The sequence below is a fragment of the Candidatus Neomarinimicrobiota bacterium genome, assembly GCA_017656425.1.
In the GTDB taxonomy this organism is placed as follows: Bacteria; Fidelibacterota; UBA2242; order UBA2242; family B5-G15; genus JACDNV01.
On the sequence record JACDNV010000008.1, the window covers coordinates 43,896 to 65,249 of the forward strand.

Annotated in this window: 18 protein-coding genes and 1 pseudogene; 8 read left to right on the forward strand and 11 right to left on the reverse strand. The window is 35.7% G+C overall.

The features are described 5' to 3' along the window. The first annotated feature begins 121 nt into the window (after positions 1–121). Both H0Z29_06975 and H0Z29_06980 read left to right on the forward strand, forming a co-directional pair. On the forward strand, positions 122–730 hold the full coding sequence (locus H0Z29_06975; protein ID MBO8131243.1) for a nucleoside recognition protein: 609 nt from the start codon (positions 122–124) through the stop codon (positions 728–730). A gap of 82 nt (positions 731–812) precedes the next feature. Next, positions 813–1,361, forward strand: coding sequence for a spore maturation protein (locus H0Z29_06980; protein MBO8131244.1), 549 nt, complete (start codon positions 813–815; stop codon positions 1,359–1,361). Here H0Z29_06980 and H0Z29_06985 read toward each other — a convergent pair. Together H0Z29_06985 and H0Z29_06990 are read right to left on the reverse strand one after the other, a co-directional pair. Further along, positions 1,358–2,602, reverse strand: a complete 1,245-nt coding sequence (locus H0Z29_06985; GenBank protein MBO8131245.1) for a thiolase family protein — start codon at positions 2,600–2,602, stop codon at positions 1,358–1,360. The two genes, H0Z29_06980 and H0Z29_06985, sit on opposite strands and share 4 nt — an antisense overlap. A gap of 32 nt (positions 2,603–2,634) precedes the next feature. Further along, positions 2,635–3,387, reverse strand: coding sequence for a Nif3-like dinuclear metal center hexameric protein (locus H0Z29_06990; protein ID MBO8131246.1), 753 nt, complete (start codon positions 3,385–3,387; stop codon positions 2,635–2,637). 924 nt (positions 3,388–4,311) lie between these two features. Here H0Z29_06990 and H0Z29_06995 point away from each other — a divergent pair. From H0Z29_06995 to H0Z29_07020, 6 genes and pseudogenes are all read left to right on the forward strand, one after another. Continuing rightward, entirely contained in the window at positions 4,312–4,704 is a 393-nt protein-coding gene (locus H0Z29_06995; GenBank protein MBO8131247.1) for a hypothetical protein, read from the forward strand. A gap of 625 nt (positions 4,705–5,329) precedes the next feature. Beyond that, complete coding sequence (locus tag H0Z29_07000) at positions 5,330–5,530, forward strand: hypothetical protein (GenBank protein ID MBO8131248.1); 201 nt, start codon at positions 5,330–5,332, stop codon at positions 5,528–5,530. Continuing rightward, the gene (locus tag H0Z29_07005) at positions 5,509–5,760 is read left to right on the forward strand and encodes a hypothetical protein (GenBank protein ID MBO8131249.1); all 252 of its coding nucleotides are present in this window, start codon (positions 5,509–5,511) and stop codon (positions 5,758–5,760) included. Before H0Z29_07000 ends, H0Z29_07005 begins: the two co-directional genes overlap by 22 nt. 6 nt (positions 5,761–5,766) lie before the next feature. Then, positions 5,767–7,803, forward strand: a complete 2,037-nt coding sequence (locus tag H0Z29_07010; protein MBO8131250.1) for a glycoside hydrolase family 127 protein — start codon at positions 5,767–5,769, stop codon at positions 7,801–7,803. A gap of 244 nt (positions 7,804–8,047) precedes the next feature. Next, positions 8,048–8,363, forward strand: a pseudogene (locus H0Z29_07015) (transposase). 122 nt (positions 8,364–8,485) lie between these two features. Further along, positions 8,486–8,647 carry a transposase gene (locus H0Z29_07020; protein ID MBO8131251.1) on the forward strand — a complete coding sequence of 54 codons (162 nt, stop codon included), beginning with the start codon at positions 8,486–8,488 and terminating at the stop codon, positions 8,645–8,647. A gap of 618 nt (positions 8,648–9,265) precedes the next feature. Here the strand turns inward: H0Z29_07020 and H0Z29_07025 are convergent. From H0Z29_07025 to H0Z29_07065, 9 genes are all read right to left on the reverse strand, one after another. Beyond that, a complete protein-coding gene (locus H0Z29_07025; protein ID MBO8131252.1) occupies positions 9,266–12,568 on the reverse strand; it encodes a DUF4981 domain-containing protein in 3,303 nt (1,100 codons plus the stop codon). Further along, positions 12,531–12,716, reverse strand: a complete 186-nt coding sequence (locus H0Z29_07030) for a hypothetical protein (protein MBO8131253.1) — start codon at positions 12,714–12,716, stop codon at positions 12,531–12,533. Before H0Z29_07030 ends, H0Z29_07025 begins: the two co-directional genes overlap by 38 nt. Then, the gene (locus H0Z29_07035) at positions 12,716–13,021 is read right to left on the reverse strand and encodes a hypothetical protein (GenBank protein MBO8131254.1); all 306 of its coding nucleotides are present in this window, start codon (positions 13,019–13,021) and stop codon (positions 12,716–12,718) included. Before H0Z29_07035 ends, H0Z29_07030 begins: the two co-directional genes overlap by 1 nt. 169 nt (positions 13,022–13,190) lie before the next feature. Then, positions 13,191–14,204, reverse strand: a complete 1,014-nt coding sequence (locus H0Z29_07040; protein MBO8131255.1) for an exo-alpha-sialidase — start codon at positions 14,202–14,204, stop codon at positions 13,191–13,193. Positions 14,205–14,465: 261 nt separating this feature from the next. Beyond that, positions 14,466–15,866 carry a glycoside hydrolase family 140 protein gene (locus tag H0Z29_07045; protein MBO8131256.1) on the reverse strand — a complete coding sequence of 467 codons (1,401 nt, stop codon included), beginning with the start codon at positions 15,864–15,866 and terminating at the stop codon, positions 14,466–14,468. Between the two features lie 52 nt (positions 15,867–15,918). Beyond that, positions 15,919–17,340: a DUF1593 domain-containing protein gene (locus H0Z29_07050; protein ID MBO8131257.1), complete on the reverse strand. Its 1,422-nt coding sequence runs from the start codon at positions 17,338–17,340 to the stop codon at positions 15,919–15,921. 102 nt (positions 17,341–17,442) lie between these two features. After that, complete coding sequence (locus tag H0Z29_07055) at positions 17,443–18,864, reverse strand: fucose isomerase (protein ID MBO8131258.1); 1,422 nt, start codon at positions 18,862–18,864, stop codon at positions 17,443–17,445. A gap of 28 nt (positions 18,865–18,892) precedes the next feature. Continuing rightward, positions 18,893–20,368, reverse strand: coding sequence for a glycerol kinase GlpK (gene glpK, locus H0Z29_07060; protein ID MBO8131259.1), 1,476 nt, complete (start codon positions 20,366–20,368; stop codon positions 18,893–18,895). A gap of 14 nt (positions 20,369–20,382) precedes the next feature. Then, positions 20,383–21,345 carry a transketolase family protein gene (locus H0Z29_07065; protein ID MBO8131260.1) on the reverse strand — a complete coding sequence of 321 codons (963 nt, stop codon included), beginning with the start codon at positions 21,343–21,345 and terminating at the stop codon, positions 20,383–20,385. Positions 21,346–21,354: the final 9 nt, after the last annotated feature.

Here is a 21,354-nt window from a genome sequence, read left to right on the forward strand (position 1 = left end):
GAATTTAAAAATCGACGAACTATTATTAAAGTAATTTAATCCAGATTGACATTTGTGAGGTCTGGGAGTAAATTTTCTAAATTAGATTTTGTTATTTCTCAAAAAAGGGGGGTGATAAGATATGCTTAATTATATCTGGTTGTTTTTGATTATAGTATCGATTGTTGTTGCTGCAGTAAATGGCAGGTTAGATGAAACGACAAAGGCGGCGCTTGACTCTGCATCATCTGCAGTGGAGATTTCTTTTGGTATGATTGGTATTATGGCTTTGTGGCTTGGTATTATGAAAATAGCCGAAGAGGGAGGGCTCATAGAGATACTTTCAAAGATTCTGAGACCTCTTGCAAGGTTTTTGTTTCCCAATATACCAAAGGATCATCCTGTAATTGGGCTGATGCTTATGAATCTCATAGCAAGCTGGTTGGGTCTCGGTAATGCTGCTACTCCTCTAGGATTGAAGGCAATGGAGTCATTGCAGAGATTGAATAAAAAGAAGGATACCGCTACAAACGCGATGGTAGTTTTTCTCGCTCTTAACACTGCCAGTATTTGTATAATACCAATGACAATAATAGCTATCAGGAATGAACTGGGTAGCCTTAGACCGTATGAAATTATTGGAGCTACATTTCTTTCAAGTCTATGTGCTACTATTGCTGCAGTAATTGCAGCTAAATCCTTCGAAAGGCTTAAAATATTTAAGGAAAATGATCCTGATTTGCTTGAATAGAAGGATTAAAATGTATAATAAAGTTAGATTAATTTTTATTATTTATTGTGGTTATATCGCATCACTCTTTGGAGGTAAATAGATGAAGGAATCAATTTTTGTGGTTCTTATTAAAGCTTTCTCAACTATATTAATACCTCTAATGCTTTTTACAATCCCTATATGGGGTTTTGTTAAAAAAATAAATGTATATGAAGTATTCATAGATGGTGCTAAGGATGGTTTTAAAATTGCGGTCAGAATAATCCCATATCTTGTTGCTATAATGGTTGCGATTGGAATGTTTAGAGCATCTGGTGCTATGGAGATCTTTGTGAGGATTTTCTCACCGATAACATCATTGATAGGAATGCCTGCAGAAGTACTACCGGTAGCTATAATGAGACCTCTTTCGGGAAGCGGTACTCTTGGTATTATAACTGAGCTATTAAAATCATTCGGACCTGATTCTTTTATTGGAAGACTTGCATCTATTATGTTTGGCAGCACTGAGACAACATTTTATGTGCTTGCTGTCTATTTTGGATCTGTGGGGATAAGAAAGACGAGGCATGCGGTAGCTTCAGGACTTGTTGGAGATTTTACAGGAATTGTAATGGCAGTACTCTTTTGCAGATTTTTGTTTGGCTAAAGATTTTCTATTAATAAAGCGCAGCCGAGGCCTCCAGCTGCACAGGAAGAAACGAGAGCATATCTACCATTTTTCTCTTTTAGTGTTCTTACAGCGTTCATTACTAATCTTATCCCAGTTGCAGAAAAGGGATGGCCAAGGGCAATTGAGCCACCAAAAACGTTTACCTTTTCCTCTTCTACTCTTCCATCTGGAGGTTCTATATTTAAAATTTTTTTACATAATTTTTTATTATTGAGGCATTTTATTGTTGCGAGTATTTGAGAGGCAAATGCCTCGTGAATTTCAAAGATATCGATATCGTTGAGAGTTAATTTATCTTTTTCTAATAATGTTGTTATCGCATAAATCGGAGCGAGTAGTAGTTTTTCATCATTGTCTGTAGCGGAGAACCGATAATTTTTTATTTTAGCCAGTGGTTTTAGATTAAATTTTTTTAATCCACTTTCCGAGCATATCAAAATAGTTGCTGCCCCATCCGTTACAGGGCTTGAATTACCAGCGGTGAGTTTACCGTTTTTCTTGAAAACAGGTTTTAATTTAGAAAGTTTTTCAAGAGATGTATCCGGTCGCAGAGTTGTATCTACTGAAATTTTCTCAGAGCCAATCTGAATATTTAAAATATCTTCTTTAAAAGTCCCTTTCATAAAAGCTTCGTAGCCTTTTTTATGGCTCTTAAGAGAAAATTCATCGAGTTCATGTCGATTAAGATGGAAAATATCAGCAAGAATTTCCCCATAGTCTCCCATGCGAAGGTTTGTTGATAATTCTCTAAATTCAGGTATTGATGGTATCAGGTACTTTGGCCGTATGGATGAAATCATTATAAATGCTTTTTCGAGAGGATTTTTCTCTTTTGAAGCCTTATATAATGATTGTATAAATTCAGTTCTATAAGGGACTGACATAAAAGAGATGGAATCAACTCCACCGGCAATAAGAAAATCTGCCTGTTTTGTATTAATACTTTCAACAGAGGTGGTGATTGCTCTGAGTCCTGATATGCAGGCAGTATTTATTGTATATGCGTTAATTTGTGGATCAAGACCAAGTTGATAGACAACCTCCCTTGCTATATTTGGCCCTTTTAGATATGGTATTACATTACCCAGTATTATTCCATCAGGTTTGAAATTTTTTAAATTTATCTTCTCAATTATACCCTTTACACAAAGTGAAGCGAGCTCAACAGGTGTTTTATCCCGGTAATAGGTGAGTGCTTTTACAAAGGGTGTTCTCACAAAGTCGACAATATAAATATTGCTCTCCTTACTTAAATTGGATTTTCTGTATCAAAGAATTCAGCCGGGATTCCAAAATTTTTTCTAATATAGTCGGTAATTGCAATTATTCCAAATTTCTCGGTAGCGTGATGTCCTGCTGAGATGAAATGGATTTTTTCTTCTTTGGCAAGATAAAAGGTTTCCTCGCTAACTTCTCCCGTAAGATACAGGTCTAATCTTTCATCAATGGCTTTTTTTATCTCCTTCTGTGCGGCGCCGGAGATTATCCCTATTGTTTTTATTTTTTCCCTGCCAAAGGGAAAAATTATAGATTCCTTTTTTATTTTATTTTTTACTATCTCAAAAAATATTTCTGCCTCTGTTAACTCAATCTCACCTTTTATACCGATATATTGATCTTTTATCTGACCAAAAGGTTCTACTTTTTTTAATCCGAGTTCTTCTGCAAGGAGTATATTGTTTCCTATTTCAGGATGGGCATCAAGGGGTAAATGATAAGCTAAAAGGTTTATATCGTGGCTTAACAGAACTTTTAATCTCTCTTTGTAGCTACCTTTTATCAGAGGTGTATTGTTAAACCATATAAGCCCGTGGTGAACAATTACTGCATTTGCGCCAACTTCAGCTGCTTTTTCAAATAATGCAAGGGAAGATGATACTCCTGTTACAATTTTATTTATTGATTGACTCCCTTCTACCTGCAGGCCGTTCGGACAGTAATCAGCGAATGAATTTATATTTAGATATTCGTTTAGGTTGTTAACCAATTCATCTCTATTCATGATTGTCTTCCTCCTTTCTATTGCATAACGCCGAGAATTTGGGGCGTAGCATAATCACGTTCTTATAATTCACTTGTTGTGCTCCTCTTAATTATTAGAGCTGGTACAGCACAAGCCGCACATGCCTCTCAGTGGCAATTTCTATTCTTGCTTTCTCCGGCTCGAGAGTATCGGCGTTACCATAATGCCTAAACACAATCCTGCAAGCATGTTTCCAATGAGTGCTATAGTAGATTCTACTAGAATAAAGAAACTGTAAGGTATAAGAAAAAGTTAAAAACATTATTAAAATATGCGTTAATCATTTCTCATTAGCCAGCGCACTAGGTTTATTGTTTGCCATAAATCTGATGAATAATTCCATTTTCCATACTTAACAATTTTACTATGAATATTGGATGAATCAAAGACAAAAGAAACATTATATCTTACTTCAATTTCTCAAGACGCGTATCAATATTATATAAAAAAGATTAAGACAATAAAATAAAATTAAAAGCTAAACTAATTATTAACCCATGCTATGCAAACTTAACCAACTTAACTTATTCATAACAAGCAATATTAAATCGTCATTTCATCAACTGTAATAATCTCTGCATATTTTAAGTAAGGGCATTTACCATTCTGAATATGTTTTAAAGCAAACTACGAAGTATATATACAAGTAATAATGAAAGCAGAATATCAATGGATTCTAATTGCGTTGTTCTATAACGTTAAATGGCTACATAAAAATCCCTTATAGTGTGACTAGATCAAAAAAATTGCACTATTTTTACTTTTACAAAATACCTTCGATGTATCTCGACTATAAACCAATTATTTTTGTTTAATAAGCTTAGTTTCTTCACAAGTTTTTTAATATCCGGTGTCTCTATCCAGTCTTCTGGAAAAGTTCATCCGTATGGTGGTACGGTAGAATTGATTGAATTAAGGATAATGAGTAATGAGAGCATGGCCCGTGGACAGACTATACACTGTAAGATTTTTGGAAAAGGAATCAAAGATAAGGAGAAAAAACATGGCCTATCCCGATTAGGGATCCTACGGACACATTACCCCAATGCTAATGCCGATGTAGAATCCTCTCACAGATTAATCGAAGACGAATTCTACTGCATAGAATCATTCAGCTCAGTAAAAGATTTCCTTGTTAAAGCTTCATCCTACCAATTCTATTTCAATTTCCTGAGAAAAAACTCATATAAAAAATTCAAGACCCCGCTTGATATCCTGAAAGATTATAAAATATCCCCAAGTATCGCATTTATGCCTCCTCTCCCGAATAGGGATTCTACGAATAATAGTCGATAAATTACTCGGCAAAAATCCATTAACCATTTACCTTAACCTTAAATTCGGTTTGTACCACCATGTACCTGAACATCTCGCAAGTACAAAACAAAATACCTGAAATGAAAATAGCTGTTGATCTTGACGGTACTATTGTTGAGCATAAATATCATTAAATAGAAGAGGGGAATTTTTTTACTTTTGAAACTTTAAAACAACTATAAAAAAGGGATCATCAAATTATTTTATGGACTTTTAGTTATAGAAAAGAACTGGAGGAGTTCGTGAAATATTGTAGAAAGAAATGGTTTGAATTTTACGCAGTAAATAAAAGTTATCCTGAAGAATAATTTGATTCTGAGACGTGTAGCAGGGAAATTTATGCTAATATTTTTATTGATGACAAAAATTTGGGTGACTTTCCCGGTTGGAGCGAAGTTTGGAAAATGTTGCATCCTGAAATTTATAGCAATAATGTTGACTTGAAAAAGGGAAAAAAGAAAAATAATTTTGTAAAAAAATTTTGAGAAAAATGATATTGTATTTAAATTAAATTATAATGAAAAGCGTTTTGAGAAACCTATATTTTTTATTTTGATGCCATTATTCTTTAATTGTCGTGATAGATGAAAAATGATGTGAATTTATGGTTAACGAAAGTAAAGACAATTACATTTACCGCACTGTTTTTCATTTCGGCGACTGGCTTTACTCAAAAGTGAACGGGATAAACCCTGATTTCTCAAGCCCGGGTTATAAAAAGATTATTATCGCACCATACGTAAATGACACTCTGAAATATGTAAATGCTTTATATAATAGCATATATGCATATATGGTAAAATAGTTTCAAACTGGAAATTTGAACAAAACCGGTTTATACTTAATGTTGAAAAACCCTTTAATACAACGGCAAACATAATTTTGCCATGTAATAGTTTTGAAAACATTGAGATTATAAAGGGAGAAAAAATCAACAAAGACAATATCTCAATAAAGTCAAACCGTGCCTGCATTAATACTGGATCGGGAAAATATACATTTACAATATCTGTTGAAAAATTAATTCAAAATTAAAAGTACATGAAAATTAAATCACTGATAATAATCATACTTATTGTTAATAGCTGCTTGAATTTATTTGCGCAGGAAAAAAGTCTGGTAAATACTTATCATAGCAAATATGCCCGTGTATTTCCGGTAGAAATGGATGATGTTGAGTTAAAAGGAGGATTTTGGGGGCATTGGTTTGATATCTGCAGAGATTCCATGATTACCCATATGTGGAAAATTTACAGTGATCCTGAAATGGCACATGCTTATCAAAATTTCAGAATTGCAGCCGGCCTTGATACCGGACATTTTAAAGGACCTCCGTTTAATGACGGCGATTTCTATAAAATGTTAGAAGCTATGGCTTCAGTTTATGCAAAAACCAAAGACAGTTATTTAGACAGTTTAATGGATACTATTATTTCGATTATAGGGCTGGTTCAACGTGAAGATGGTTATATTCATACCCCAGCATTGATTGAGCAAATTAATCATCCCGATAAAAAGCCCGAATTTAAAAACAGAATTAATTTTGAAACATATAATCTGGGGCATTTGATTACTGCAGCCATTGTACATTATCGCGCTACCGGAAAAACTACCATGCTTCAAATTGCAGAAAAGGCTGCTATGTTTTTATATAATTTTTATAAAAATTATCCAGTCGACTTTGCAAAAAGTACCATATGTCCGTCACATTACATGGGTATAACCGAATTATACCGTACTACCGGCAATCCTGTATATCTCGAATTAGCAAAAGGTTTAATTGAAATCAGAAATCTTGTGGGTGATGAGGGTACTGATCAAAACCAGGATAGAATCCCGTTTAAAAAACAAAGAAAAGCTGTAGGACATGCAGTTAGAGCAAATTATCTATATGCCGGAGTTGCCGACATATATGCCGAAACAGGCGATGATTCATTATTTATTGCCTTAAACAGCATCTGGAATGATATTGACAAACATAAATTATACATAACAGGCGGTTGCGGTGCATTATATGATGGGGTTTCGCCCGACGGAACTACCTACAATCCATCTGAAATTCAACAAGTGCACCAGGCTTACGGCAGAGAATATCAATTACCCAATATCACCGCACATAATGAAACATGCGCCAATATTGGTTATGTACTATGGAACTGGAGAATGTTTCTTATAACAGGAAATGCCCGCTACATCGATAAACTTGAACTGGCAATTTACAATAGCGTTCTTTCAGGTGTCAGTCTGAACGGTAAAAGATATTTTTATACCAATCCTTTGTGTGTTGTCAATAATCTGCCTTTTACACTTCGATGGTCAAAAGTAAGAGAAGAATTTATATCATTAAGTAATTGCTGTCCCCCAAACCTTCTCAGAACTATTGCCGAAATATACAACTACATATATGCCAGAGACGATTCAAGTGTATGGATAAACCTGTATAATAACAGTGAATTATCGGTCAGACTAAACAACAATAAAGAAATAAAACTCAAACAGGTTACCGGCTTTCCATGGGATGGAAAAGTTACTGTTAAAATAACAAAAGCGTCAGGTGGAAAAATACCAATTAAAATAAGAATACCCGGCTGGTCTGATGAAACAATTATAAAGCTTAATGGGAAAAAATATAATACAATAATAAAGACGCAACCATTTTACTATACCGTTTCAAGGGAATGGAAAGAGGGTGATAAAATCGATATTTATTTTGATGTATCGCCTAAAATTATTGTCGCAAACCCACTGGTTGAAGAAGACGCCGGCAAGGGTGCCATCAAGGCCGGTCCAATAGTATATTGCCTTGAATCACCTGACCTGCCTGATAATGTAAATATACTTGATGTACATATCCGGGCAAAAATGAAATTTCAAACAGAATATATAACAATTGAAAATTTTAAAATCAAAGCACTTAAGGGCAAAGTAAAAATAATACAGAATATACCCCATGATAAACTTTACGATAATATAAAGCAACCCATAGTTAAAAATGCCACGGTTAGATTTATTCCTTATTTTGCATGGCAAAACAGAGGAAAATCGGAAATGACAGTCTGGATGCCGATTGATTATTAAAGACATTGCCCGTAAATTGCGGGCATTTTTTTATCTTTCTCCAATTTATATAAAAACACGCCAAAAAGCACAGAAAAGGTAAGTAAAAAAATTATTAGAATAATCTACTAATTCTGCGTGAAATTAATCCTTCATTCATTTTGAATTTTAGTATTTAATAACTTTTATTTTAAATGTACCTATTTGGCTGAGTTAGCCCTCAAAATAAGTGGACAAAATCAAAGAGAACTACACTTTTATGGACATGAAAAAGAGAACATTTACAATTGAAGAGAAGCTCAAAATAATAAAAGAGGCTTCGGAAAATGGCATAGATGTCACATTGAAAAAATACGGGATATATAAGGCTTCGTATTATTCGTGGAAACGCAAATTTGAACAAATGGGCGAAGAGGGGGTTAAAACATGATATGACACCTGCTCAATTGAAGCGTATACGAAAACTTGAGAAAGAAAACCAAATGCTTAAGCAATTACTTGCCGAGAAAGAGCTTGAATACAAATTACAGGAGGAATTGTTAAAAAAGAGATATGCCCCGAGGAAAAGAAGGAACTTGTAAACAAGTACATTTCCCGGGGTCTAAAGAGAGATAAAGCTCTTTATATTGCATGTATTAGCAAACATAAGTATTATTATCAACCTTTAGGAGGCAAAAAAGGTAAAAAGGCAACTGAGCAAACATTGAAACTTACAGATGGCAATACTGAAAAGGTTGATAATAATGAAGTTATAAAAGAGATAAAAAAGATAAAAGAAGATTCAGACAAAAATTATGGGTATCGAAAAATGACCTATGAATTATTATTGCGAGGTTACATAATAAATCATAAAAAAGTTTACTGACTAATGAAAGAGAATCAATTATTGCAAGAAAAACGTAAGAAACAAAATAGAGAATTTGTAAAATACAGAAAGGTTTTACCCACACAACCATTAGAATGTTTTGAAATGATGTTTGGGTAGAAAGAGACAAAAGGCATTGCTATATTTTAAGTGTTATTGATACTTTTACAAGAGTGGTAGTTGGATGGACATGTGGATTTAACATAAAACGAGAGCAAGTAAAAAACTATGGGAACGTATTATAATAAATCATTTAATACTATTTCAGCAATGGTATATTCTCATTATCCTGAAATACTAAACTTCTTTGATAATAGAAGCAGAATCATTTAACGCTAAGATAAAAGCTTTTAGAGCTACTCAAAGAGGGGTTATTGATATACTATTTTTCTTATTTCGGCTTGCTAAAATTTATGCTTAATCCACAACTTTATGAAGTGTTCCGTTAAAACCTTGCAAAATTTTTAAAATGGTACCTGTAAAAAAAATTCAAACAGATTTTTTAAGAGGAGGTTGGATAATATATATCCCTTTTCTCAAGTACAATCAATATAAAATCATAGATTTTCAACTATCGACCTAAAATTTTTAACAAAAATTATCAGAAATAAATCTAGTTTATTTTATAATACCTTTGGCACATATTTCAAAAGTGTATTTATAATCTTTTGCAGGTATTTGATATTTTTCAAGGGGTGCTGCAAGGTAATCCCACGATGTGTTGCCTCCTACTCCCATTTGAATCAAATCGATATTTAAGGTAAGGTAACCGGGATTAACAAGCTCATTTGTATGTTTTGCATTGTTCAAATTTTCTTGTGTCCATGGCCAAACACTCATTGACAATAAACTGTCGGCCTTAATAATAAGATTTTGCTTTGGGTTTTTACCGTTATACAGCATCATCCATCGTACATCAGTTCTGTTACCTGTTTCCTGTGGCATTATATAAGGTTCGTTCATTTCCTCCACAGTCATTTCATAAATGCCCACATCAGCACCATATCTTCTATCAATATAATTTTCTTGAGGTCCTCTTCCATAGTATTTAACCATATTAAGATTATTATTAATGCCACACTGCATACCAATTGCAGGTATATTAGGCAGGGTTGTATCAATTATATCAAGAAAGTATCCCACTTTAATTATTCCCGTTTTATAAATAGTATATTTTAAGGACAATTCCGCTCTGTTTTTAATAACCGTAAAACCTGATAGTATTCCTACAGAATCATTGTTATTGTATAAAACATCAATCCTGTTTAGCTTAACACCGGTCTGATACCATTCTTTCAACTTTTTATGAGGTTTCCATCCTCTTCTGTCATTATCGGTTAAAGGTCTTGTAAAATCAGGTTTTAAAGGCTTATTTATATATTTAATGCCATTAACCGAAAATTCTGTAATTAAGCCATTTTGTTTTGAGATTGTTACGATAAACTCTTTATTTCGTATGTGATAAGTACTATCAGACTCTTCAAGTTCTAATCCGGAATCTTTAATTAAGCTCTTAAGTTTAAGCAACGGTAAAGATGTAAGATTAAACTGATTAGAAGCAATTTCGAATCCTTTCGGAGCCCAGGGTTTTTCACTTTTCAAACAAAATGAAATTTTCATTAGATATTCTTTCCCTTTTTTAAATTTGGGGAAAAAAGATTTAAAACTTATAATTGTATCTTTACCGGCTGCAAGATTAATCGAAGGTAAATATTTTTCGACTTTTAAGACTCCATCTTCAAGTATTTGTATTTTAACAAAATACCGTTGAAGTGAAACTGAAGCATGCCGGTTAACAATTTTTACCAAAACATCAGAGGTATCGATAAGAGAACATTCTACGGGTTGGAATACTCTTTTACATTCATACATAGCAGGTTTGGGTCTTCCTGAAGGGTCTACTATTCCATTTATACAAAAATTCCCGTCATGATATTTCTCGCCAAAATCACCCCCATATGCATAATACTCATTTCCTGCAGAATCTTTTTTAAGGATTCCCTGATCTTTAAAATCCCATATGCATCCGCCAATAATCCTGGGTAGTGAACGAAACAAATCCCAAAAATCTTTCAGATTTCCTGTGGAGTTTCCCATAGAATGGGCATACTCCGAAAAAAATATTGGTCTTTTATCACCAGCTTGATTAACAAGTAATTCCGGCGTAAAAATTCCCGGATAGAACCTACTTACAACATCCACATAATACTGATCTACAGGCACCTGAATACGATGTGCATGATCTTTCGGATAACCTGGCGAACCTGGCGGAATATAACCCTTGACTCTATGATTTCCCTGAGCTGGTTCGTAATGAACAAATCGGGTTATATCAAAATCATGAATCCACTCGGCCATTGCCGCATGATTCGGTCCTCTACCCGACTCATTTCCTAAACTCCAGGAAATAACCGAGGGATGATTTTTATCCCTTTCCACCATCCTTATGGCTCTTTCCATAAAAGCATTTGTCCATGCAGGATCGTTGCTTAATTTACCGCCCAGTCCATGGGTTTCAAGATTCGCTTCATCTATTACCAAAATTCCATATTCATCACATAAATCGTAAAAATAAGGATGATTAGGATAATGACTTGTACGAACACAATTAAAATTAAACCTTTTAAGAGTAATCAAATCCTGTTTAATATCATCTTTAGTCAATGCTTTACCTCTTACGGGATTATGATCATGTCGATTTACCCCATACAACATGGTTTCTTTTCCGTTAATTAACAATTTTGAATTTTTCTTTGAAAATTCAATTTTTCTGAACCCTACTCTAGTACTTTTAGTTTCCAGGATTTTTCCTTCATTATCTTCAAGGGAAACAACAAGAGTATACAAATACGGGGTTTCATCACTCCACAGATGGATGTTATAAAGAGTATCTTCGAGAATTCCGAACTTTACGTTATCAAGTCGCGGGTATGATTCATAAAGTATTCTTTCGGCCTGACATTCCATTTTACTACTTACCAATTTTTTCTCGGCATCAAATAAAAAAGCTTTAACTTTATAACCTTCGATCTTTTTTCCTGTAAAATTTTTAAGACGTGGCCGCAAGCTCAAAATAGCCGAAGTAAAAGTACTGTCAATTTTAGCTTGCCAGTGAATGTCAGCAATTCTTAATGAAGGTTCTGCGATTATCATAACATCACGAAAAATTCCACTCAACCTCCAATGATCCTGATCTTCAAGATAGGCACCGTCGCCCCACCGCATAACTTCTACTACAATTAAATTTTCATTATCGTAATCCAAATACGGAGTAATATTAAATTCGGACGATAAAAAACTGTCTTCACCATATCCTGCAAATGCACCATTCACCCAAACTTTATAAGCAGTGGCCACACCTTCGAAACGTAATGTTATATTCATTCCTTCCCAACCGGCTGGTATTCGAAAATATCGCTGGTAAATACCTATGCTATTATCTTCAACCGGTAGATATGGCGGGATAACAGGATAGAAAGGATAACGTGAACTGCGATATATTGGAAAGTCGTAACCTTTCATCTCCCAATTGGAAGGGACATCAATTTCTTCCCATTTTTCATAATATTTTTCCGTAAAATCTTTTGGTATTAAATCTTTATCTGACAAAGAAACATGAAAAAATTTCCATTTACCGTTCAAATACTTCACCCGGTTACAATATTCCGGATAATATTTTAATGCTTCTTCGACAGTGGAAAACGAACAATAAACTGACCGGGACCTATCACGGTTCAAAGATGTTATATATGAATCTTCCCACGGTTGGCAGGTATATTGGCGCGGCGGAGGGTAATTACCCGCAAATTTTCCATCTACCATTTGAGCATGAATAGAAAAAATTTTAAATATTAATAAACTAATCAAAACCTCTTTAATGCATTTATATCTCATCATTAATCTTTTTATTATCAATTTCATTTTTATCGTAATCAATAGTTTTATTACCGGTAACCAACTTTATTGCATAGGGTTGTAAAGCAGTTGTGATAGTTTTTTTTCTTATTACTTTACCTTTATTTCGTGCCACCACTTCAATTTCGCCCGGTTCATAATTTGCACGCCACATTACATGGTATGTCGAATCGTTTTTACTCCTGTCAATTGCATGGTATTTATACAATCTCTTATCATAAGAGGCACAGTAGCTCTTTCGGCAAAAGATTGTGCATAAAAACTCGACATGGCAATTGAACAAATTTCTATATTATATTTTTCCGCTTCATTCAAAAAATCATTTCTAAAAACAGGATCCAATAACTTATTATCAAAAGTATCTCTATTCCCAAGACCACCCATATCAACTTCAACTCCATCAGCTCCAATTTCAGCTGCTAATTTAAACGATCCCGGTTTTTGTCTTTTTAAAATCATCCAGTCACATATCCCTACTTTATACTTTTTTTACTTTCAGAAAAATTATTTTTATTTATTCCTTTATATGCAGAGATAAAAGGCATAGCAACAGTAAAAATCAATCCGCCTTTTATAATTTCACGTCGTTTCATATTAATTAAAATTTTGTATTAAAACCATTCTTTAATTAGTCAGGCCATTTACCATCTACAATAGGCTCCAACACAAGTTGCGAAGGATCTACCTTTACATATTTAATCCTCTCTCTTCGCCAGGCGTAAACGATATGAACCATTCCTTCATTATCTAGAATTACGGAAGGGTAGGAATATCGACCTTTTGAATTCTCAAGAATTAAAGCAGCATACCAATGAATTCCATCGTAGGATACTGCAACGTTTAAAGGTGTACGAAGCCGCTTGCTATGATTGTATACAAGTAAAAACCTTCCGTCGGCAAGAGTTACTCCATCAATTCCTGAATTATTGTTAGGCAAGGATGTCTTATTTAGAGGGTTCCAAGAAAATCCACCATCGTAAGACCAGCTCTCAAAAATTGCTCTATTTTTACTTCTGCATAATGCCTGCAATGTATCGGGACTATGAACCAATATTGTTGGTTGAATAACCTGAATTTCTTTGAAAGATTTTTTAATATCCTGCGTCTTTAACCAGTTTTTTCCAAAATCAAAGGTAAATTCAAAATGAATGTTCCAACCTCTGTTTTCTGTACTAGAGGGACAAATTAATTTATTATAACCTAACAAAACAGGTTTATTTTTGACTGGACCTATAAAGCCGTAAGGCAATTTAATTTGTTTACTCCATGTCAAACCATTATCGGCGGAGATACGCATATAACCTTCCCACGATGAGGGATTGGGACCAATTTTATAAAAAAGAAATAACTTCTTGTCAGGAGCATAAAACAAAACCGGATTCCAGCATGGGTATCTCAAAGTATCATTAATAATACCGTTAGCCACTTCAATAGGTATAGACCATTGCCCATTTATCTTTCTACTAAACCATATACCAACATCTGGTTGACCCTCATGCGTACCACCAAACCAGGCTGCAACCGGACCATCAGATGTAATAGCTACTGTAGCAGCATGACATGAAGGAAAAGGAGCTTTATCAAAGATAAATTCCTCTTCCACAATACCATTTTTAAAATTTTGTTGCGAAAAAGATATTATAAATAAACTTAATAAAAAAAAACAGCAAGCAAAATTTTTTACACATCATCTCCTCCAAACTTCATTTATTGTTATAAATCGCCACCATTTATTAATTTAATTACCTAACTTAAAATATTCTATTCATTCCGGGCAATACTATATTCTCCCGATTTCAAATTAGTCTCAGTTCTTTTTGTTCTTCTTTATAATATTCACATAAGAATAAACATATGAAAAATAATAAATCTCATCAGTAAACATATTGGATTCTGGGTATTGTCAATTTAAAAATTCAACTACAAGTAACCAATCTCTACCTTCAACCGGAGGTGTTATAGTTAAAGAACTTTTTCTTTCTATAATACTACTATGCGTTTTACTACCATTCTCGGGATTATACCATAGCAATCTGAGTTTTTTCCCTGGTAGAAGTTTCGCATTTATACAAAACTTCCTTCCAGTATAGATATAAAACAGGGCGTATTTCTCGTTTCGCGCAGATGCTATATATTCGTATTTCTGTCCCCTGTTTCCGCAAACAAGATTTGTATCTGGGACTAATTTGAAGTAGAGATATTTCTCCATTAGTTTTCGGAAATATTTCATTTGTCTGGCACCATCACTATTTAAAACATCAAACCAGTATGCTCTTACACCATATGCTTTATGACTATCCCCTGGTCTATAAAATTGCATTACTGAATTATGACCATAGGTAAAACCGCATGCACCTGCCAGTACTGACCAATAAGCGTATCTACGTACATCTCTTGCTGTCCAGCGCGGTTGAGTTGTATCATGAAGACCCTGTGGAATATCTTCATATGATGGTTCGCCGTCCAGTGTTGGTTTTGCTGGTTGTTTATTATAATCCATAAAAACATACTTCCAGTTATCCTCACCAAATTGCAAACCGGAGGTATCTTGATCATACCTTTTATGGCCCGATTGGAACATGTTAAAATCAAGCCAATTTTCATTATGAAACCATAATGAAGAGGATGTTCTCCCGAAGGGATGAAATGAAATCACTTGATTTTTGCATTTTTCGTGCAATGTGTTTCCAAGTGTATTCCAGATATTTGTTGAATCACTACCGAGTGCATCGCCACCATTAAGCCATATAATATTGTTTTTCATTCCATACCGACTTGCCAGAAAACTTGCATATCGCTCTATTTGTTTCGAATTGACCATGCCTTTTCTTACATTACTTCCCCATATAGGGACCAGTGCAAGATATAATTTGTGTTTATCAGCCAGATTAACAACGAAATCAAGATGATCCCAGAAGTCATATTCATCACTATTTTCAAATGAATTACCAGGGGTAACAAGAGGTTTTGAAATGTCCTTACCAGTAAAAGCTGAATCACCATAAAAATTTACAGGTCTCTTTAAATCGTGAATAATCATAATTTGAATAACATTAAAGCCTTGTTTTTTTCTTATCTTGAAGTATTTTTTAATATCCTCGCGTGATAACTTTTTAAGTAGTAACCACCCAGTATCTCCGAGCCAGAAAAATGGCTTTCCGTTTTCCGTAATGAAATATCTACCGTTTCCCGAAATTCTTAAAGAAGGAGTTTCCTCTTTAATCAAACAGTCAGACAAGGGATACAAAATAATACAAAAAAATAGAAAAACGCTTATTATTAATCGTTCAGTTTTTACAGACATCGTTTTTATCTCTATAATTTAATTACTCGATAATTATTCAATTTGGGTCTTGCTATTGAATTTTGATTACTATACGCTGATATCTCGTCAACGGTGGTGTACCGTTGTCCGTTACCTCACAGATGATATGAATGGTATCTCCTTTCTTGGCGTCTGCGGGTACGACAAATGAGGCATTCTGCTGGTCCGCATTTGCGATCTTGACGGTTCCCTCATAGGTATCTGCTTCCTCATACTGCCACCAACGATAGGTCAAAGCGTCTCCGTCGGGATCTGTGGACCATTTAGCACTTAGTAGAATTTTCTCTCCAGGACGAGCTTTCAAGTCGAGCGGATGGGCAAGCTTGACCACAGGTGGATGATTGGCTTCTTCATAAGACTTTACGCACCAGTCAGCTCGTGCTGCAAAGTCATTTTGAATTGCATCAATCCAACGCCACTGGGGCTTGAAATAGGCAGTAAGTAGAGTGTCGTTCTGGATTTTCTTTCTCAGGCGACTGCGTCCCCAGGCTGTTCTGGTATACCATCTTCCTTCAGGATATTGGTAGCCAGGCTCCAACACAGGATCGAGCCAGGTATTCTCGCGCACGCGTACGAACCGGCCGCCCCAGCCACCCCAGTCGGGTGACTCGGTACTTCGCAGACCGTTTGGGACTACATGCAGAAAAGCAGGGGAGTCACCCTCAGAGCGGAAGCTTCCATCATCGTTCGCCTTGTACAAGGCGAGGAGAGGTCCGCGGTCCTGCAAGATGTTTTGCATCATCCATTCTGCGGAAAAGTAAAGCTTCATTTCCTGAGGTATCGCCCGCCTCTGATGTTTGTACGCCATAGCAAGGAACTGGTCAGAGGTGATTGTGAGAATGTTGTACTTTCCCCAGTGCGGACGGATGTAGCTCTGATAGGTACTATCCTGCTCCCAGATTAAGTAAAGCCGGATCTTCTTCGCGACCTCTGCCATTTTATCAGGGTGCTCTTCTTCGATGGTTTTGAGAGCCCTGGCGATGGTATTAGGACCGCCCCAAGCCTGAAGCCAGATCGGACGGCAGTCTGTTTCATCCAGAAGGACATTTACAATGAGTTGTGAGCCGGGGGTAATCTCATCCATTTCACCCTCAGTGTTCACATTCCCGACAGCAGTGCGTGACTTCAGATACTCCGGTGTGGGATACCTGCTGTCGTGTTTAATAAGATTTGGATATACCTGTGCGTAGGCATTCAGATATGGCTTGATCCAGTCATCCCCCGCCCATTTATGTCCACGCCAGTGGTATTGCGAACTGGAGAGAATTATTGCTTCAACGTCAAATTCATTGGCATATAGCAGGAACCGTACCATAGAACACATGTCGTCGATCTCGCCATCGGTTGTGACGATAACACGAGGTCTTTCATATCCAATTTTACTCTGGGCAAATGCGTAGCAGGCATAAAAGATCAGGCTTAAAAAAATAAAAATTCTCATATACCGGTTCATTTTATTACCCTCCCTCTTATAATGAAATAGCTCCCCTTTTACAGAGACTGTAAAATATTTTTACAGATGTAATTTACATTAGACCAAATAAAAATAAGTATTTTAGCTGTGCTTATAAATGTCCCATCCTAAGTAATTTCCTATTGCTTCTTCTAGTATTTCAGCAACTTTTCCGCGTACCATTGCTACATGGTGCTCAAAACCATTCTTACATATATATTTCAATAACTGCTGAAGATTATTAACTTCTGTTACAGCAATACCGCCATCCATTCCATATTCATCTGCGGTGAACTTGCCAACGCCAAGGTATGATTTTATAGTACCCCTCAAATCATCTGTTGAGATACGAAAGAATGTGAAATCACCAGGGGCAACGGGTCCTTTTACAGCACCGAAAGTATCTTCTTGACCCAATACTGTACCTAATACATCCAAGGAACCTATTGTAGGTGTATTCTGCATGAAGCTCTTTGGATAGTTACTGCAGTGTGTGCAGACGCATTTGTTTCTTTCTTGAGCAAAGTTGTTATTCCAATCAAGCAGTGCGGATGGATTTCCAGAAGCTAACGTTAATGCGTACATAGAAACAGCACCAGTAATGTCCACTTCACAGGCGCTTGGCATTAATCTTTCACCCAGCATACTCATTGTCAAACATGATGCACACCCAAAATTATGTTGCAATGAATCCCAGCATTCAATAGCACTAGCATCAATTTCATTTGCTTGTAACCAGTTTTCTACCGCAATAGTAAATTTAGCCTGACGAATTATTTGTTCTTCTTTTGCTCGTGGATCAATTTTGCCATAGGCTTTAATTTCATTAATCTTGGACTTTAATTCTGCAGAATTATTATCTATTTTATTAGCAGATCCAATGATTTCGGAAAGATCTACTGTTACTACTGTTATACCTGATGCCTGAAGGAGCTTTTCGCTTGCACGCATTGTCTGAAAAGGGGATGGACGAGCACCAATTGCACCTATACGAGCATTCCTAAGCCCATTTACAACACGACAAATAGCAGCAAACTTTCTTACATCTTGATCGAACATCTCACTGTCTAACGGATAGGTGTGGTACGTTGTATCAGTAAACTTTATTCCATACTGATAAAAATTATTGCAAACACTTATTTTACCACAGAAAGCATCTCTTCGGCTATAGACATCTACTTTGTCATTATCATCATCACAGGCCTGAACAAGTATGGGTACATTTAATCCTGATAATTTGATTGCATTTACAATTCCTAATTCATTACTAAAATTTGGAAGAACTACAATAACTCCGTCTATTTTCTCCAGATTTTCACGGAAAAATTTCGCACATTTCTTGCCGTCTTCATAAGTATCGACAACGCCACTGGGAGTTTCTGTTGTAGGTAGAATGACATAATCATAGCCTAACTTTTCCATTTTGCGTAACAAGACCTCTCTAGCTTCTTGGGCAAGCTTTACGTTGAAAATATCTCTTGTGCCTACGATGAGGCCAAATGTAAGTTTTTGTTTGTACGCCATTGTTTACCCTCCTTTATATTGGTTTTTGTTATAAGATAGTACGTTGTATTGCTTTTTTCCAGCCATTATAAAGAGATTCAACTTTTTCTATTGACATCTTTGGTACAATATATTCATTTCCTTTTCGCAATGAAGTAACGTCTTCGAATTTAGTCCATCGTCTTAATGCGAATCCATTCATAATCACCGCACCTAAGGCTGATGCTTCCTCAATTGGTGAAACATTAATTTTTCTCTGTAACATATCCGCTTGAAATTGCATCAAGAATTTATTCCTAGTTGGTCCGCCATCAACGCGTATCTCAGTTATTTCGATACCAGACTCTTGAATAAGCGTTATTAAATCTTTTATTTGGTAGGCAATTGATTCCAACGCTGCACGTACTATGTGCGCTTTTGTGGTTCCACGATTCATTCCACAAATTAGTGCTTTTGCATTGTGATTCCACCATGGTGCACCTAATCCTGCAAATGCCGGAACAAAATAAACTCCATCTGTACTTTCAACACTATTTGCAATTTCCTCTGTTTCTTCTGCAGATTGAATAAGCATTAAATTATCTTGCAACCACTTTATTGTACCACCAGTGCAATGAATGTTGCCTTCATATTCATAAAAAACTTTTCCAAGAGAAGAAAATGCAACCGAGGTTACTAAACCTCGAGGGGGTAGCTGTACTTTTTCACCTATGTTTATTGCGATAGAAGAACCTGTACCATAAGTGGCTTTTCCCATTCCGGGAGAAAAACACATTTGCCCTACCAACGCTCCATGCGAATCACCTAATACCCCCGCAATGGGAACTTCGGGTAATAAACCGCTCATGTTTGTTGTTCCATAATGTGCATCGCAAGGTAGTACTTCTGGCATCATGGATCGTGGTATTGTAAAGAGCTCTAGTAATTCGTCGTCCCAATCCAGAGTATTTATATTAAATAGAAGTGTACGCGAAGCATTGGTATGATCAGTTGCATGTATTTTTTTTGAAGTAAGATTCCAAATTAGCCACGTATCTATCGTCCCTAAAATCAGGCGACCTTCGTACGCCGCTTGTCTGGCATTTTTCACATTATCGAGTATCCATTGAACCCCACTTGCTGGGAAATAAGGATTAATTATTAGTCCTGTTTTTTCTAAAACTTTTTGCTCATGTCCTTGCGCAATTAAGTCTTCACAAATTTTTGCACCACGATTACATTGCCAAACAACAGCATTATAAATTGGTTTCCCCGTAAACTTATCCCACACAACAACTGTTTCACGTTGATTTGTTATAGCTACAGAAGAAACCTCATTTGGAGTAATTTTACTTTTTTGCAATAGTAGTTCTACAGATTTGTATGTGTTATGGAGAATTTCTTCTGCATCATGTTCAACCCAACCAGGTTGAGGATAATATTGCTTGTGCTCAACTGATGCTCGAGCGACTAAGTTTAATTTCTCGTCAAATAACATTGATTTTGTTGCTGAAGTACTTTGATCTATGGCTACTATATATTTCATTGATTCTATCCCTCCTATAGATTTGTTGGTTTTTGACATTCAATAAAATTTAATGCTGTCTTAAAAATACCTTCACTGTCTAAACCATAATATTTGAATATCTCTGGAGGTTTACCATGAGCAGCAAACTCATCTGGTATACCGAGGATTTTAACAGGTACTGGATGATTTTGGGAGACTACTTCTGCCACAGAACTCCCCAAACCGCCGTAAATACTATGTTCTTCAACCGTAATAATTTTACCTGTTTCTACTGCAGCTTTTATCACAATATCACTATCGAATGGTTTTATTGTATGCATATCAACGACCCGAGCTTTTATGCCTCTCTCATGCAGCATTTTCCCTGCTTGGTAGCAGTGGTAAACAGTTTCTCCTGTCCCAATTAATGTCAAATCATTACCATCAAGAAGTTGGTTTGCTTTACCAATTTTAAATTCTATATTTTCATTTTCATATACATTCGGCACTGCATTTCTTCCAACACGAATATAAACAGGGGAAGGATAATCGATTAGCTCCTCTACTAACCGCTTTGTTTGATAGATATCGCATGGTAATACAATATTTAAACCGGGAAATGTTCTAAGTACTGCAATGTCATGAAGACTGTGGTGAGAATATCCTAATGCACCGTAACTAACTCCACCACTAACACCCAAAATTTTTACAGGATACCCTGAATAAACAATGTCTAATTTTATCTGTTCTAATGCGCGAGCGACGTAAAAACATGCTGGTCCACAAACAAATACCTTTTTCCCAGCTGAGGCTATCCCGGCCCCAACTCCAACGGCATTCTGCTCCGCAACACCGAGTTCTACAAATTGAGATGGAAGTTCTTTTGCAAAAGAATTAAGTGTTACAGAACCGCGGGCATCTGTGGTAATTGCAATAATGTTTTTATCCTTTTTTGCTAACTCCAATAGTGTATCTGTAAACATTCTTCGACATGGTATCGTATTTGTACCTGACATAGTCATACT

Excerpts from the sequence above, each read along its gene's own strand:
- H0Z29_06980 (MBO8131244.1), top strand. The coding sequence starts at position 813 with ATGAAGGAATCAATTTTTGTGGTTCTTATTAAAGCTTTCTCAACTATA.
- H0Z29_06975 (MBO8131243.1), top strand. The coding sequence starts at position 122 with ATGCTTAATTATATCTGGTTGTTTTTGATTATAGTATCGATTGTTGTT.
- H0Z29_07010 (MBO8131250.1), top strand. The coding sequence starts at position 5,767 with ATGAAAATTAAATCACTGATAATAATCATACTTATTGTTAATAGCTGC.
- H0Z29_07055 (MBO8131258.1), bottom strand. The coding sequence starts at position 18,864 with ATGGCGTACAAACAAAAACTTACATTTGGCCTCATCGTAGGCACAAGA.
- H0Z29_06990 (MBO8131246.1), bottom strand. The coding sequence starts at position 3,387 with ATGAATAGAGATGAATTGGTTAACAACCTAAACGAATATCTAAATATA.
- H0Z29_07050 (MBO8131257.1), bottom strand. The coding sequence starts at position 17,340 with ATGAACCGGTATATGAGAATTTTTATTTTTTTAAGCCTGATCTTTTAT.
- H0Z29_07030 (MBO8131253.1), bottom strand. The coding sequence starts at position 12,716 with ATGTGGCGTGCAAATTATGAACCGGGCGAAATTGAAGTGGTGGCACGA.
- H0Z29_07065 (MBO8131260.1), bottom strand. The coding sequence starts at position 21,345 with ATGTCAGGTACAAATACGATACCATGTCGAAGAATGTTTACAGATACA.
- H0Z29_07000 (MBO8131248.1), top strand. The coding sequence starts at position 5,330 with ATGGTTAACGAAAGTAAAGACAATTACATTTACCGCACTGTTTTTCAT.
- H0Z29_07045 (MBO8131256.1), bottom strand. The coding sequence starts at position 15,866 with ATGTCTGTAAAAACTGAACGATTAATAATAAGCGTTTTTCTATTTTTT.
- H0Z29_07035 (MBO8131254.1), bottom strand. The coding sequence starts at position 13,021 with ATGATTTTAAAAAGACAAAAACCGGGATCGTTTAAATTAGCAGCTGAA.
- glpK (MBO8131259.1), bottom strand. The coding sequence starts at position 20,368 with ATGAAATATATAGTAGCCATAGATCAAAGTACTTCAGCAACAAAATCA.
- H0Z29_07025 (MBO8131252.1), bottom strand. The coding sequence starts at position 12,568 with ATGAAATTGATAATAAAAAGATTAATGATGAGATATAAATGCATTAAA.